We start from the raw sequence: 14,965 nt of genomic DNA, 5'->3' as shown, positions 1-14,965 counted from the left end.
AAAGCATGATCCGGGCGACGCAGGTCAAGGGACAGCACCGCTTCACGGAAACGCCGGCGGACACGGTTGTGCTCGATTTCGACGATCGGCACCGCCGCCGCATGGCGATGACGGGCACGCGGGGGCTCGAATTCCTGCTCGACCTCGAGCACGCCACAGCGCTCCGCGGCGGCGATGCGCTGGTGCTCGAGGACGGTCGCCTGGTCGAAGTGGTGGCGGCACCCGAGCCGCTGCTGGAAATCCGCGGCCGTGATCCCCATCACCTCATCCGCGTCGGCTGGCATCTCGGCAACCGTCATCTGCCGACCCAGATCATGGCGAAGGCCTTGCGCATCCGCCGCGATCACGTCATCGAGGCCATGGTGAAGGGCCTCGGCGCGCGCGTGATCGAGATCGAGGCGCCGTTTGATCCCGAAGGCGGCGCCTATGCCGATGCCGGCAACGCACATGGACATGACGACCACGCGCATCACGATCATGGCCATCATCATGATCATGGTCACGATCACCATGATCACCACGGACATGATCACCAGCATGGTCATGCCGCGCATGACCACGGCCACGATCATCACCATGACGAGCATTGCGACCATCCGGACCATCACCACGGCCACAAGCATGCTCATGACCACAAATGAGCGGGTCGGCGCCGGCGGCCTCGACGAAAGCGAGGCGGCGGCGCTGTATCGGCTGATGACCTGGCTGTCGCCGGCCTTCCCGGTCGGCGGCTTCTCCTATTCCAGCGGCATCGAATGGGCGGTCGAGGCGGGGGACATCGTCGATGTTGCAACGCTGGCCGACTGGCTCGACGCGATGCTCAGCGACGGCTCCGGCTTTTGCGATGCGACGTTTCTGGTCCACGCCTATCGCGCCGCAGAGGCGGGCGAGAAGGTCTCGTTGAACGAGATCGCCGAGCTTGCCGCGGCCTTCGTGCCTTCGCGCGAGCGGCAGCTGGAGACGAGCTCGCAAGGCCGCGCCTTCATCGACATCGCGCGTGCGGCGTGGGATGCCGACGGGCTGGATGCCATGGTTGCGGCGTGCCACACGCCGCCGGTCTATCCGGTCGCGGTCGGTGTGGTCGCAGCCGTGCACGGCGTGCCGCTGGGGTCGACGCTGCACGCCTTCCTGCATGCGCTGGTCTCGAACTGGATTTCTGCGGCCAGCCGCCTCGTTCCACTCGGCCAGACCGACAGCCAGCGCGTGCTGGTGAGGCTGGAAGCCGCCGTGGCCGCGACCGCGCTTCGTGCGCTGAATGCGACATTGGACGATCTCGGCGGCGCGACCTTCCGCGCCGATCTCGCCAGCCTGCGGCACGAGACCCAATATACGCGGCTGTTCCGCTCGTGAGGGCGCCGCGCCTTCAACCCATCGGGAGAAAGCGAACGACATGTCGAAATCTCACGGCCCTTTGCGTGTCGGCGTCGGCGGTCCGGTCGGATCGGGCAAGACCCAGCTGATGGACCTGCTCTGCAAGGCCATGCGCGAACGCTATGACATCGCCGCCATCACCAACGACATCTACACCAAATGGGATGCGGAGTTCCTGGTGCGGTCGGGCTCGCTGACGCCGGACCGCATTGCCGGCGTCGAGACCGGCGGCTGTCCGCACACCGCGATCCGCGAGGATGCCTCGATGAATCTGGCTGCGGTCGCGGACATGCGCGCCAAGTTTCCCGGGCTCGATCTCGTGCTGATCGAATCCGGCGGCGACAATCTCGCTGCCACTTTTTCCCCTGAATTGGCCGACCTCACCATCTACGTGATCGACGTCGCCGCCGGCGACAAGATCCCGTCCAAGGGGGGGCCAGGCATCACCCGGTCCGATCTCCTGGTCATCAACAAGATCGACCTTGCTCCCCATGTCGGCGCCTCCCTGGAGAAGATGGGCACGGACGCCAGGCGCATGCGCGGCGAGCGTCCCTTCGTCATGACCAACCTGAAGAAGAGCGAAGGGCTCGACCGGATCATCGGCTTCATTGAGGCCAAAGGCGGCCTGAAACGGGCGGGCTGACGGCGCGACGACTTGGCGCACGCGTTTTTCGCCGTTAACCCTAGGAGCCGGGCCGCAACGGCGGAACAAATTTCGGACACGGCGATTGATTACCTCCGGTGCCCGGGCGATCCATCCTGGCCAGACCATCGGCCGGGCGGATTAAGCTTTTCAGGCGACCTACGTTGCGTACCGATGTCTCCTCCTCCATTATCTCTGCCACCGGGGTTCACCCTGTTTCGGCACATGGCCGTTCGAGCGGCGTTCATATGCTCCTTGTTTATTGCCGACCTCCTGCTTTCGCCTGAGTAGTCGCGTGGTCCGGCTGGGTTTCATCATCGGTTTCATTGCTCTGCTCGGAGCCTTGCTCTCCGGGCTTGCGGCCTATCGCGTCCACGATCAGGAGCTGGCGCTGGACCGGATCGCGCTCGCGCGTGCGATCGACGTGCATGCCAGCCTGGTTCAGGACCGGCTCACCGAGCGCGAATTGCTTGCGCGTGTCGCCTCAGGCCTGTTCCGCACGCCGTCCGTGATCAAGCCGAACATGCTGGAGCCGCTGCGCTCGGCCATCTACGCCTTCAAGACGGATTTCGTGGTGGCCGGCTGGATCGCCAGGTTGAAGCCGAACGAGTTGACGGCGGCGCAGGCCGCGATTGGGGGCGCCGGCTTCCCGAACCCGACGATCCGCAACTATGACGACAAGCCGATCAATCCGGCGGAGATTACCCAGCCGATCGACGTGCTGCTGGATCTCGAGCCGCGCAGCGACGAGACCAAGGCTCTGCCGGGCCGCAGTTACGATCAGGATCCGGTTCGCAGCGCCATGCTGACGCGGGCGCGGATCGAGAAGAGGTCAGTGGCTTCGGACCCGGTTCCGCTGCTGCGCGCAAACGGGCCGGTCGGCGTCATCGTGGCTGCGCCCGTCATTCCCGAGGGGGCAACCGAGCCGGCTGGGTTCGTCACGTTTTCCTACGAGCTGGCGTCGCTGATGCTGACCAATGACGACATGTCGTTGTTCTCGGTCGCGCTCAGGGATCCGCGCAAGGAGGGCGGCGAGCTGATCGCCAACGACCAGGGCGTGGTCTCGACGCGCAGCGTGGCGGCGGACGGAGCGGCGCCGTCGGCGACGCGCACGGTGAGCTTCGGTGGCCGTGATTGGCAACTCGGCTATTACGCGAAGACCAACTCGGTGCGGCGTGCCGAGCAGACTGCGATCATCGTGGCGGCGATCGGCTTTGCGATCACTGCGATGGTGTGCGGTCTGTTTGGCTATGTCGCCTACAACAATTTGCGGCTCAGCCGGGAAATCCAGGTCCGGATCGGCTTCGAGCGCCGGCTGACCGCGGTCATCGACGAGCTCAACCATCGGGTCAAGAATATCCTTGCGGTGATCCAGTCGATCGTGACGCGCACCTTGCGCCACGGCTCGGACATCGACGTCGCCCGCGAGCTCCTGATCGGGCGAATCCATGCCATGTCCAACGTGGTCTCGCTGCTCAGCGAGAGCCAATGGCAGGGCGTCAAGTTGAAGGGCCTGTTCGAGGCGCGAGCCATCCCGCATGCCGACCGCATCGCCGTCACCGGTCCGGATATTGCGGTCAGCGCACGCGCGGCGCAGAGCCTCTCGCTGCTGTTCTTCGAACTCGCCTCGCATTCGGACGAGGGCCTGTCGCTGGTTGGCAAGCATCCGCACATCACGGCTAATTGGACCGTGACGGGCGAGGGGACCGAAGAGATCTTCAGTTTCCGCTGGGAGGAGTTCAACACCAGCGAGGCGACGCGCCGCCCGGATTCCGATTTCGGCCTGATCCTGCTCGACCGTGTCGCCCCCGAGGCGCTCGGCGGCACCGCCAAGCGCTATTTCACCGAGGCCTCCTACGTCTATGAGCTGACCGCTCCCATGGAGACCGTGGTCGACATGACCGAACGCGATCGCACGGACAAGATCTCGGCTCCGGTGCGGCCTGCGCGCGGCTAGGCTTTCGGCCGCAAGATCAGATCGACCAGATTGCGCGCATAGGCCGGCGTGATCGGCGCGATGCCGAAGACGTAGCGGTAGAACAGGCCGCCGTAGATCGCGTCGTAGAGATCCTCGGCCGGCCCTGCGGCCAGGATGCTGCCGTCCTGCTGGCCTGCCGCAATCATCTCCACCAGCGCGTCGCGGCGGAACTGCAGATAGCGGGCGTAGAACAGCTCGGCAGAGCCGGTCCTGGAAATGCATTCGGAGATGACGGCGAGCTGCACCTTGCCGAACTCGCCCTGGAGCGCCTCGGCATAGGCCGCGGCATGACGGCGCGCGCGGGCCGCGGGACTGCCGGAGCTCACCGGGGGAAGTGGCAGCATCTGCGCGGCATGTTGAAGGAAGGCGTCGATCAGAAGCGCCTCGCGAGACGGCCACCATTTGTAGATCGTCATCTTGGAGACGCCGGAGTGGCGGGCGACCGCGTCGATGGTGGTGGCGGCAAGGCCGGTGGACGCCATCAGCACATAGGCGCTTTCGAGAATGGCGTTGCTGGTCTCGATCGATCGCGGCCGGCCGCGCCGGGGGGCGCTGTCGGCCCCGTCATCCCCGCCATTCGCCGTCACCACGTCCGGTCTCCCCGCGCAACCCGCTCCTTTACCGGGATAGCGCAGCGGCGGCGGTCAACCTAGCGGAATCGCGCTTCAGGCCTGCTGCCGCAAGGCCTTGGGCAGGTCCTGCCATTTCGACCAGGCGACGTAATAGGCCACCGCGGTCATCGCGGCGAATCCGGCGAGGCTCACCACGATCTGCATCACGACCAGATTGGCGCTGGTGATCAGGATGAGATGGCCGGCGAAAGACAGGAACACTCCGACGCAGAACACGGCAAGCCATTCCTCGCCGCATCGGATGACCGCCTGGAGCGGCTTCAGCCGCAGTCCGGGGTGATCGGCGGGAATAAGGTGAGTCGCCAGCAAAGCGAGGGCGAGGAAGTGGACCACGCGATAGGGCGCGAGGTTTTCCTTGTCGGTCGGCGCGATGCTGTCGAGGAGAACGTCCGGCAAGTAGCCAGACAATTGCGGAGAATGGCGCAGCATGGTGACGGCCATCGCGAATATGAGATAGGCCCCGGCGAGTATCCGCAGCCAGGGCATGTCGCGGAGCGCGCGCCCCGGCGCGCCTGTCACGGCGAACCAGCCGCCAAGCACCATCAGCATCTGCCAGCACAGCGGATTAAAGGTCCATTCCTGGTCCGGATAGACCCGGAAATTCCAGTCGAACCAGCGTGCGGCAAGGTACAGCGCGACCGATGCCGCCAGCGTCAGGTTCGGCCGCCGCAACAGGCCCCACAGCGCGAGCGGAAAAAACGCCATCAGCGGGATCATCAATTGCAGCAGATCGAGATTGAGCGGCTCCTCCTGCAGCACGAGGCCGCGGACCAGGATGCGCAGCGGGTGCTCGAGAATCCCCGAAATGTTGTATTCGTGGATGATTTCCGGAGCCATCGACTGCGAGGCGACATAGGCGATGGTGTCGATGTAGATCACGAACAGCACGACATAGGCGGCATAGAGCCGCCAGACGCGCCGGAAAATGCGCGTTGCGGCGACGAAATAGCCGCGCTCCAGCGCAATCCGGCCGTGGATGATGGCGACGCCATAACCCACCACGAACACGAACAGATCGGCAGCGCCGCTGAAGCCGAAGTTGCGCAGCGTCAGCAGGTTGACGACGTTATTGGGGATGTGGTCGACGAAAACCGACCAATTGGCGATACCGAGCGTCAAATACAGCCTGGCGTCGTGGTGGAATGCGGCGAGGTTCGCCTTGACGGACGGGTTCATTGAGTAAAATAGCTTTGGGAATCAGGATGACGCTTTTACCGGCAACCGCCTGCCCATCCGAGTAGCGTTTGCGTGAGGTAACGATCATCCGCTTAAAATTGCGCAAAACCGGCCGATAAATTCCGCCGCGTACCCGCCGTCCGTCTTGCGGCGAAATTTTCTTAACGTGGTCCGGTCCTTACTCAGCCGGTTCGGCCGATACCTCGTCGGACACGCCGGCGCGGCTCGCCATGATGCCCAGTGCGATGCCACCGATCGCCAGGATCGGCAACAGCCGCTTGACCCCGATGGCCCGAACGATCTGGAGCCCGGTCGCGAGCAGCATGGGGTCCGCGAGCATGCTCTGCGACGCCGATTTAGCGGCACGCTCGGCCGCGATCTGGGCTTGCTTACGCAGCTCTCGCTTGTAAGCCCAGTAGCTCACTGCGGCGGCCAGGGTCAGCAGAAAAAAGACACCGGCGCCCGCGAGGCAGGCCTGCACCGGACCATATTTGTTGAGCACGGAAATGAATGCCGCCGCACACAGGAAGCAGGTGGTGATGAACAGCGCGAAAGCCGCGCCTGCGGCCAGGGAGGTCAGCCGCACAGTCGTACCCGTGGATGCGCTGATCCCGTCGATAATGCGCTGAAACATGGCCTTGCTCCTCAGATCCCCACAAGCCTATTCGTCCACAAGCCAGCATCGGCGGCGCGGTAGCGCCGCCGTTCTCATGTTCCTTTACGCTTCCTACCGCCGCCACGCGGCCCCGATCAGGAAGCCGATGCCGAGCGCGAGCCCGACGGTCGCGAGCGGCCGCTGGGTGATCGCGTCTTCGAGCGTCTCCTCGATCGATCCGTAGGCCTCCTGGGCGGCGTCCATCATTGCGCTGCCGCGCTCCGACATGTCGTCCATGGCGGTGTCCATGTTATCGCGCGCCTGGCGGTAACCGCGGCGAGCCTGCTTGCTGGTGGAATTGGCAAAGGTGTTGAGCGCGTCGGTGATCTGGTCGGTGAGGGCGGCGATATCGCTTTTCACGGCTGCTACATCCTTCTCGAGGCGTTCTCTGGTGGCTTTGTCGGTCCAATCTCTCATCCCGGCTTCGGCGTTGGGCGTGGACATCGGGAGCTCCGAACTGTTGGCGGCTGAGATAGCCGGAAAACGTTTCGTCACCGGGGAAGTTCCGTTCGTGGAAACCGGTCAGCCCTGCGGAAGCTGCGGTGCATCCACCGGCATGAGATGCTCCTTGAGGATCAGAGCGACGATCAGGAGCGGCGACGACAGGAAGGCGCCCATCGGGCCCCACATCCAGGTCCAGAATGCCAGCGCAAGCAGGACTGCAAGTGCATTTAGCGCCAGCCGCCTGCCGATGATAGTGGGGGTGATGAAGTGCCCTTCCAGGAAGGTTAGACCGCCAAAGGCGAGTGCCGCCATCAGGCCGCCGCTGATGGTCGGAAAGGCAACCAGCCCCACAACGACCAGCACCGCGAACATCGCAACCGGCCCGATGATCGGGATGAAGTTGAGCGTCGCCGCGAGCGCGCCGAGCCCGGCTGGATTGGGCATGCCGGTCAGCGCACAAATGAGGCCGGTGCCGATGCCGACGCCGACGTTGATGAGGGTGACGGTCAGGAGATAATTGCCGAGATGCTCCTCGATCTCGTTGAGAATCCGGAGCGTGCGAAGCCGCGCGTCACGATCGCCGAAGTTCATGATCATGGCGCGCCTGAGGTCGCGCCAGCTGGCGACGAACAGGATCAAGGTGACGAAGAACAGCAGGAATTCGGTGAAGGTCGGTGACAGGAATTCCAGCGTCGGTTGCACCCACTCGACTTTCGGCATCTGGAAGCTCGGCAACCCTTCGGAGCCGCCGATCATGGCTTGCGTCTCCCGCCACAGCGACAGCGGCCGGTCGAACACGTGCAGCTTGTCCTTCAGTTGTGCGCCGAGCTCCGGCAGGCGCGTGCTCCACTCCATCACCGGGGAGGCGATCAACGCCACAACGAAAGCGACCACGGTGGTTCCTGCGAGCACGATCAGAACGGCACCGACTGCGCGCGGGACCTTATACCGCTCCAGAAAGCCGGCCGCGGGCGACAGCATGGTGCCGACGACAAAAGCCATCACCACAGGCAGGAAGAATGCCCTTCCGACGTAGAGCACGGTCACGACGGCAATCAGCAGCAGGCCTGCGAGCGCAAAAGCGACGAATTCGGTGCGGCGGATGACCGGCGGCAGCTCGACATGGCTGTCGGGAAGCGGAGCGCCTTCGCTATTGCCGGGAATCGGACGTTCACTCGGAAGGACGCGCACAATCTCTCTCCCGCACGGAAGCCTCGCACCGCGCGCCCATTGGTAACGGATAATGCGCGAGGCTTAAGCTGGTTCCATCGCGGCTTCGTGAAGATGTGCTCGCTTGACTGTGACAAGCCTGCCGCGCGTTGCGCCGGAACTTGGGTCGCCCCCGCGGCGTTCTACGGAAAGCGCATCACCCTGATGCACGCATCCAAACGGGGCAGCACATGACAAAGTTCTCTGCAGTCCGTCGCAGCTTCTCGCCGCGCGCGATCACCGCGTTCGCCTTCGCAACCACTTTGCTCGTGGTCCCCCTCGGCGCCGCGAGCGCGCAGACCTTCGGTTATTCGCCGATGCAGCCGCAAGCGTACCCGCAGGACCAGGGCTACGCGCAGGGCTCCGTGAACCAAACGCCGCAGGCAACCGACGAGGATGCCCAGCTGCCCGATCGCCTGCGCAAGCAGATCGTCGGCTTTGATCGCAGCGAGCCGGCCGGCACCATCGTGATCGATACCAACAACACCTATCTTTACTACGTGCTCGGCAACGGCCGTGCGATCCGCTATGGCGTCGGCGTCGGCCGCGAAGGTTTCACCTGGTCCGGCGTGCAGAGCGTCAGCCGCAAGGCGGAGTGGCCGGATTGGCATCCGCCTGCAGAGATGATCGCGCGTCAGCCGTATCTGCCGCGCTTCGTCGCCGGCGGCCCCGGCAACCCGCTCGGCGCGCGTGCGATGTATCTCGGCTCAAGCGAATATCGCATCCACGGCACCAACGATCCCTCCACGATCGGCAAGTTCGTCTCCTCCGGCTGCATCCGCATGACCAACGAGGACGTCACCGACCTGTTCGGTCGCGTCAATGTCGGTGCGAAGGTCGTGGTGTTGCCGAAGAATGCTCCGCTGATGGCCAAGGGCGGCGATTCGGTGCGCAAGCGTCCAGCCGTGACAACGCTCCCCTCGGGTCGGCAGGCGCTGAATATCTCGGCGTCGTCGGCCGTGAACTAGAGTTCCGTGAGGTCACATGAGTAAACGATCAATCCGCAAACTGGCCGTTGGCACAGCGGCACTGCTCGCCGTCGCCGCCTCCGGTCTGGCACTGGCGCCGTCGGCGCATGCGGAAGATTTCTTCTCGGCGCTGTTCGGCGGCTTTCGGATGCGGCCACCGCCGGAGATCCGAACGCCGTTCCCGAACGACGACATGCCCCGCTATGAAGGGCCGCGCCAGCGCGCCTCCTATGGCGGCGGCACTGCCTATTGCGTCCGCGGCTGCGATGGCCGCTACTTCCCGGCGCAAGGCAACGACGCGGAGAGCAAGGCGCAATCGTGCAAGAGCTTCTGTCCGTCGTCGGAGACCTCGCTGGTTTATGGCGGCAACATCGACGACGCCACGACTGACAAAGGCAAATCCTATTCCGACTTGCCCAACGCGTACCGCTATCGCAACGAGATCGTTGCGGGCTGCACCTGTAACGGCAAGGACCCTGTCGGGCTCGCGCAGGTCAAGGTCGAGGACGATCCCACGCTGCGCAAGGGCGATATCGTTGCCGGCACTGACGGTCTCGTTGTCGCCAGTCGCAACGCCGGCGATCGCCGCGGCGTCGCGATGAATTTCTCGCCGTTGCCGGAGTCAGTGCGCGCCAAATTCCGCCAGGTGCCGGTGGTGGCGAAGGAGTAGGGGCAAGATTATAAATTTGGCGCGGCGCTGTCTCGCCACATCGAGCTATTGTTCCTGCGTTCGCAGGGACGACAGTGAGCGTGCGGCGCCGTCGTGCCCTACGCCGCGCGGATCTTGCCGAGGAAGTCGCTGACCTCGTGACCGAGCTGGCGGCTCTGCGTCTCCAGCATCTCGGACGCCTGCTTCACATTGTCGGCGGCTGCAGCGGCAGCGTCCGCATCGGCTTTGACGCCGGTAATATTATCCGAGACGTTCTTGGTGCCCTGGGCCGCATATTGCGTGCTGCGGGTGATCTCCTGGGTCGCCGCGCCCTGCTCCTGCACGGCGGCGGCAATCGCGGTCGCCACTTCGTTGACTTCGCCGATGATGCCGCCGATCGCCTGGATCGCGTGGATGGCGTCACCCGCGACCTTCTGGATGTCGGCGATCTGCTCGGAGATTTCCTCGGTCGCCTTGGCGGTCTGGCTCGCCAGCGACTTCACCTCGGAGGCGACTACGGCAAAGCCGCGGCCGGCCTCGCCGGCGCGCGCCGCCTCGATCGTGGCGTTGAGCGCCAGCAGATTGGTCTGCGCCGCGATGGTGTTGATCAGGCCGACGACCTCGCCGATGCGTCCCGCCGACTGCGCCAGCCCCTGCACGGTGCTGTCGGTTTCGCGCGCCTGATTGACGGCCCGGCTGGCGATGCCGGCGGCGTGGGAGGCCTGCTGGCTGATGTCGTTGATCGAGGCTGAAAGCTCCTCGGCGGCCGCGGCCACGCTGTCGACGCTCATCGAGGCGTCGTTGGAGGCCTTGCCGGCGACCTGCACGCGGTCGTTGGTCTGGCGCGACACGGCGGAGAGGTCACCCGAGGTCTTGCGCATCTCCCCGGAGGCCTCGCTCAATTCGCCCAGCGTCTTGCGCACCGCGCCCTCGAACTCGCCGACATAGGCCTCCACGGCGCGCTGGCGTGCGGCAGCGCCCGCATTGCGCTCGCTCTCCTGCTGCTCGATCTTGAGCTTGTCGGTGGCCTGCTGCTTGAAGGTTTCCAGCGCGCCGGCAAGCGCGCCGATCTCGTCCTGGCGGTCGAGATAGCCGCTGTCGACGGCAAGGTCGCCGCCGGCGACCTTCAGCATGGCGTCGCGGATGGTGTTGAGCGGCGTGATGACGCGGCGGCTGACCAGCATGATCGCCGCTGCGGCGAGGCCGATGGCGAGCGCGAGCAGTCCAAGCTGCATGATCAGCGCGCGTTGCGCTGCGGAGCGCTGCTCCAGCGTGTGGTTCTTGGCCGCGTCAAGCGCGGTCTCGGCGACGGCAACGGCGCTGGACAGGCGGCCGACCGTCACGGGGGTCCACTGGTTCGCGGTCATCTCGGCCTTTTCGCCCGCGGCGAGCGCGGCCACCAGGCGGTCGCGCAGGGCCAGATATTGCGGATCGAAATATCCGGTCTTGGCCGCCGCCATGGCGGATGACAAGGCCGGCGGCAGTTGCATGCCCGAGGTGGACAATTCCAGCGCCTTCCACATCGCGGCTGTCCCGCCGACATATTGGGTGTAGGCGAGGCGGGCCTCGGGCGTGACGCGGCCGGCGTTCAGTCCGGTCGAGACGACCAGCGAGGCTTCGCCGCCGGTGTTGCGGAGCAGCCAGGCGTTCTGCTTGATCGACAGCAATTGATCGATCGCGGCGTCCTGGTGATTGACGGTGGCAGCCAGGGCGTTCGAGAGCTTGTCGAGCGTATCGAGCAGGCCCTGCGTCGCCTCCATATAGGCCTTCGGCAGGCCGGCGCGGCGCTGGTCCTTCGGTTTGGCGACATCCTCCCAGAACTGCTTCTGCTGTTCGGTCAGCTGCTTGTGGAGGCGCGCGAGCTCCGGCACCATCGTACCCGATTGCGGGAAGTCCATCGCCGGCAGCAGCTCCAGCGCATGGGCCATGGCGGGCATCTCGGCGTCCCGGATCCCGCGGAGATATTTCTCGATCTCCGCGTCCATCGGCTCGGTCGCGTTGAGCAACCGATTGGTGGTCGAGCGGTCGGTGCGCAGATTGTGCATCGCCTTGAACAGATCGGCGGACGCGTCGGCGATCTGCGAGATGCGTTGGGCGGTCTTGAGGCGATCCCAGGACTCGTAGGCGGTGAGCGAGAGCGCAATCACCACACAGGCCGATGTGATCGCGATCACCGCCTTCAGCAGCGCGGACACGGTCAGACGATTGAACATCGAAGTCCCCCAATTCCCAAGTGCAAAGCTCAAACGAACGCCCGGCAACATCGACAAACGTGGGCGTGGCAGATCGGCAATCGCATGCCGTTTGCGGCTCAGAGCGCAAACGGTCGTCGCATCTGAAAGGCAAAGGGTAAAATTTTAGGCAGGCCGGACGATCGTAGAATTACGGATTTACTAGAAGTTGCAATGGGTTGCCGAGATGGAACCGAGGCGGGCGACGGGCGTTAGAACAGCGGTCGCAATTTGCCTGAAGGGGGTCTCGCGATGCTGGTGGGCGTGCTCGTCACTTTTCTCGTCGTTATTCTCGTCCTCTATCTCATCAACATGCTGCCGATGGACGGCCGCGCCAAGCAGATCGCGCGCGTGATCGTCATCATCATCGGCATCGTGTCTTTGTTGAAATATCTCGCGGTGTTCTAGCGAGGGGCTATGTTCAACAAAAAGCCCCGGCTTTCGCCGGGGCTTCGTTCGTGCTGCTTCAGTGCAGCGATTTCAGCCAGTCGTCGACGTCCTGACGAACCTGGTCCTTTGCCTTGCCGTAACGTTCCTGAAGCCGGCCCTCGAGCTGCTCGCGGCGTCCCTCGATCAAGCTGAGATCGTCGTCAGTGAGCTTGCCCCATTTCTCCTTGGCCGAGCCCTTGAACTGCTTCCAGTTTCCTTCGATTCGATTCCAGTCCATGACCATCTCCCGTGGTTTGATGGCCCGATAACGCGAGGCGCACGCGGCCCGTTCCGAGGCGTAGCGCGACCTTTCGTCCAACAAAAAAGCCCCGGCGGGTGCCGGGGCTTTGATCCAGTGACAGGGCTCAGCCGGCCGCCTTGGCCTCGCGGCGGCGCGCGGTGAGGATGTATTCGGTGTAACCGTTCGGCTGCTCACGCCCCTTGAAGATGAGGTCGCACGCGGCCTTGAAGGCGACGCCGTCGAAGGCGGGCGCCATCGGCTTGTAGATGGCATCGCCGGCGTTCTGCTTGTCGACGACGACGGCCATGCGCTTCAGCGATTCCATCACCTGCGCCTCGGTGATCACGCCCTGGTGCAGCCAGTTGGCGAGGTGCTGGCTGGAGATGCGCAGCGTGGCGCGGTCTTCCATCAGGCCGACATCGTGGATGTCGGGCACCTTGGAGCAGCCGACGCCCTGGTCGATCCAGCGCACGACATAGCCCAAAATGCCCTGGCAGTTGTTGTCGATCTCCTGCTTGACGTCGTCAGGCGCCCAGTTCGACTTCGACACCGGAATGGTGAGGATGTCCGAGAGCTTTGCGCGCGGTCCGCCCTTGGCCAGCTCCTCCTGCCGCGCGGTGACGTTGACCTGGTGATAGTGCAGCGCATGCAGCGTCGCGGCGGTCGGCGAGGGCACCCAGGCGGTGGTGGCGCCGGCCTGCGGATGGCCCAGCTTCTGTTGAAGCATGTCGGCCATCTTGTCGGGCGCGGCCCACATGCCCTTGCCGATCTGGGCATGGCCGGGCAGGCCACAGGTCAGGCCCATGTCGACGTTCCAGTCCTCATAGGACTTGATCCAGGGCTGCGCCTTCATCTCGTTCTTGCGGATCATCGGGCCCGCTTCCATCGAGGTGTGGATCTCGTCGCCGGTGCGGTCGAGGAAGCCGGTGTTGATGAACATGATGCGCTTGGAGGCGCGCTGGATGCAGGCCTTGAGGTTGACGGTGGTGCGCCGCTCCTCGTCCATGATGCCGACCTTGAGCGTGTTCTCGGGCAGGCCCAGCATCTGCTCGACACGGCCGAAGATCTCGCAGGTCAGCGACACCTCGTCCGGGCCGTGCATCTTCGGCTTGACGATATAGGCAGATCCCGTGCGGCTGTTCTTGACCTTGGAGTTGCCTTTCAGGTCATGAATGGCAAGAAGCCCGGAGACGGCGGCATCGAGCAGGCCTTCCGGAACCTCCTCGCCTTTCTCGTCCAGCACCGCGTCGGTGAACATGTGGTGACCGCAATTGCGCATCAACAGCAGGCTGCGGCCGTGCAGCTTGATCTCGCCCTTGCCGTCGGGAGTCTTGTAGCTGCGGTCGGCGTTGAGCGAGCGCGTCAGCGTCTTGCCGCCCTTCTCGAAATCGGCCGACAGCGTGCCGTTCATCAGGCCCAGCGTGTTGCGGTAGACCAGCACCTTGTCCTCGGCATCGACAGCGGCAACCGAGTCTTCCATGTCGAGGATGGTGGAGACCGCGGACTCCATGATCATGTCGGCGACACCGGCCGGATCGTCCTTGCCGATCGCGCTGTTGCGGTCAATCTTGACCTCGACATGCAGGCCGTTGTTGGCGAGCAGCACGGCCGAGGGCGCAGCCGCATCACCCTGGAAGCCGGCGAACTGCGCAGCGTTCTTCAGTGCGGTGGCGTTGCCGCTCTTCAGCTTCACTGCGAGCTGGCCCGCGACGACGCTGTAGGCGGTGACATCGGTGTGGCTGCCGGTCGCGAGCGGCACGGCGGCATCGAGGAACGCCTTGGCCTTGGCGATCACCTTGTCGCCGCGCGCCTTGTTGTAGCCCTTGCCGCTCTCCGTGGGATCATGCGGGATCGCGTCGGTGCCGTAGAAGGCATCATAGAGCGAGCCCCAGCGCGCGTTGGCCGCGTTCAGCGCGTAGCGCGCATTGGTGAGGGGCACGACGAGCTGCGGGCCGCAGATCTTGCCGATTTCGTCGTCGACATTGGCGGTCTCGACTTTCTGGGTCGCCGGCTCCGGAACGAGATAGCCGATCTCCTTCAGGAAGGCGGTATAGGCGTTGAGGTCGAAGGCCTTGCCCTTGTTGGCGCGGTGCCAGTCGTCGATCTTGGCCTGCAGCGTGTCGCGTACCGCCAGCAGCGCGCGGTTCTTCGGCCCAAGGTCCTTGATGATGGCGGCAACCCCGGCCCAGAATGCGTCCGGCGCGATGCCCGTTTTCGGGACCGCTTCCTTTGCGATGAAGTCAAACAGGACAGGGGCGATCTTCAATCCGTGGGCATCGACGCGTTTCATGATGGGCTTTCTTGTTGGAAATGGCTGTTTTTGGCTGCTTTTGACCCGA

The 14,965-nt window shown here is 64.5% G+C and carries 15 protein-coding genes; 7 read left to right on the top strand and 8 right to left on the bottom strand.

Features of this window, described 5'->3' with window-relative positions:
• The first annotated feature begins 5 nt into the window (after nt 1-5).
• The 4 genes from AC0WRY_RS30655 (at nt 6) to AC0WRY_RS30640 (ending at nt 3,971) form a co-directional block, all read left to right on the top strand.
• On the top strand, nt 6-641 hold the full coding sequence (locus AC0WRY_RS30655) for an urease accessory protein UreE (protein ID WP_491122231.1): 636 nt from the start codon (nt 6-8) through the stop codon (nt 639-641).
• Nucleotides 622-1,350, top strand: coding sequence for an urease accessory protein UreF (locus AC0WRY_RS30650; RefSeq protein WP_491123518.1), 729 nt, complete (start codon nt 622-624; stop codon nt 1,348-1,350). Before AC0WRY_RS30655 ends, AC0WRY_RS30650 begins: the two co-directional genes overlap by 20 nt.
• Nucleotides 1,351-1,390: 40 nt before the next feature.
• A complete protein-coding gene (gene ureG / locus AC0WRY_RS30645; RefSeq protein ID WP_491122230.1) occupies nt 1,391-2,014 on the top strand; it encodes an urease accessory protein UreG in 624 nt (207 codons plus the stop codon).
• 295 nt (nt 2,015-2,309) lie between these two features.
• Nucleotides 2,310-3,971, top strand: coding sequence for a CHASE domain-containing protein (locus AC0WRY_RS30640; RefSeq protein ID WP_491122229.1), 1,662 nt, complete (start codon nt 2,310-2,312; stop codon nt 3,969-3,971).
• On the opposite strand, the gene AC0WRY_RS30635 is transcribed toward AC0WRY_RS30640, so the two are convergent.
• The 5 genes from AC0WRY_RS30635 to AC0WRY_RS30615 all read right to left on the bottom strand — a co-directional run bounded on the left by AC0WRY_RS30635 (nt 3,968) and on the right by AC0WRY_RS30615 (nt 8,090).
• Nucleotides 3,968-4,582 carry a TetR/AcrR family transcriptional regulator gene (locus AC0WRY_RS30635; RefSeq protein ID WP_194404450.1) on the bottom strand — a complete coding sequence of 205 codons (615 nt, stop codon included), beginning with the start codon at nt 4,580-4,582 and terminating at the stop codon, nt 3,968-3,970. The genes AC0WRY_RS30640 and AC0WRY_RS30635 overlap by 4 nt on opposite strands.
• A 75-nt stretch (nt 4,583-4,657) precedes the next feature.
• Nucleotides 4,658-5,800, bottom strand: a complete 1,143-nt coding sequence (locus AC0WRY_RS30630) for an OpgC domain-containing protein (RefSeq protein WP_491122228.1) — start codon at nt 5,798-5,800, stop codon at nt 4,658-4,660.
• Between the two features lie 178 nt (nt 5,801-5,978).
• Nucleotides 5,979-6,434, bottom strand: coding sequence for a hypothetical protein (locus AC0WRY_RS30625; RefSeq protein ID WP_491122227.1), 456 nt, complete (start codon nt 6,432-6,434; stop codon nt 5,979-5,981).
• A gap of 93 nt (nt 6,435-6,527) precedes the next feature.
• A complete protein-coding gene (locus tag AC0WRY_RS30620) occupies nt 6,528-6,899 on the bottom strand; it encodes an ElaB/YgaM/YqjD family protein (protein ID WP_194404447.1) in 372 nt (123 codons plus the stop codon).
• A gap of 78 nt (nt 6,900-6,977) precedes the next feature.
• Nucleotides 6,978-8,090, bottom strand: coding sequence for an AI-2E family transporter (locus AC0WRY_RS30615; RefSeq protein ID WP_194404446.1), 1,113 nt, complete (start codon nt 8,088-8,090; stop codon nt 6,978-6,980).
• Nucleotides 8,091-8,299: 209 nt separating this feature from the next.
• Here AC0WRY_RS30615 and AC0WRY_RS30610 point away from each other — a divergent pair, with 209 nt between their 5' ends.
• On the top strand, nt 8,300-9,076 hold the full coding sequence (locus AC0WRY_RS30610) for a L,D-transpeptidase (RefSeq protein ID WP_491122226.1): 777 nt from the start codon (nt 8,300-8,302) through the stop codon (nt 9,074-9,076).
• 16 nt (nt 9,077-9,092) lie between these two features.
• Nucleotides 9,093-9,746: a DUF2865 domain-containing protein gene (locus tag AC0WRY_RS30605; protein ID WP_194404444.1), complete on the top strand. Its 654-nt coding sequence runs from the start codon at nt 9,093-9,095 to the stop codon at nt 9,744-9,746.
• A gap of 98 nt (nt 9,747-9,844) precedes the next feature.
• On the opposite strand, the gene AC0WRY_RS30600 is transcribed toward AC0WRY_RS30605, so the two are convergent.
• On the bottom strand, nt 9,845-11,938 hold the full coding sequence (locus AC0WRY_RS30600; RefSeq protein ID WP_491122225.1) for a methyl-accepting chemotaxis protein: 2,094 nt from the start codon (nt 11,936-11,938) through the stop codon (nt 9,845-9,847).
• Nucleotides 11,939-12,208: 270 nt separating this feature from the next.
• Between AC0WRY_RS30600 and AC0WRY_RS30595 the strand changes: the two genes are divergently transcribed.
• A complete protein-coding gene (locus AC0WRY_RS30595; protein ID WP_008546817.1) occupies nt 12,209-12,364 on the top strand; it encodes a Thivi_2564 family membrane protein in 156 nt (51 codons plus the stop codon).
• A 58-nt stretch (nt 12,365-12,422) separates the two neighbouring features.
• Here the strand turns inward: AC0WRY_RS30595 and AC0WRY_RS30590 are convergent, their stop codons facing one another.
• Both AC0WRY_RS30590 and AC0WRY_RS30585 read right to left on the bottom strand, forming a co-directional pair.
• Nucleotides 12,423-12,623 (bottom strand): CsbD family protein, encoded by a 201-nt coding sequence (locus tag AC0WRY_RS30590; protein ID WP_164718867.1) that lies wholly within the window; start codon nt 12,621-12,623, stop codon nt 12,423-12,425.
• Between the two features lie 127 nt (nt 12,624-12,750).
• Nucleotides 12,751-14,916 carry a malate synthase G gene (locus tag AC0WRY_RS30585; protein ID WP_491122224.1) on the bottom strand — a complete coding sequence of 722 codons (2,166 nt, stop codon included), beginning with the start codon at nt 14,914-14,916 and terminating at the stop codon, nt 12,751-12,753.
• Nucleotides 14,917-14,965: the final 49 nt, after the last annotated feature.

This window comes from Bradyrhizobium sp. T-12, from assembly GCF_058314695.1.
Note: the sequence above shows the minus strand (reverse complement) of the source record. Positions and strands in the feature narration are given on the sequence as shown.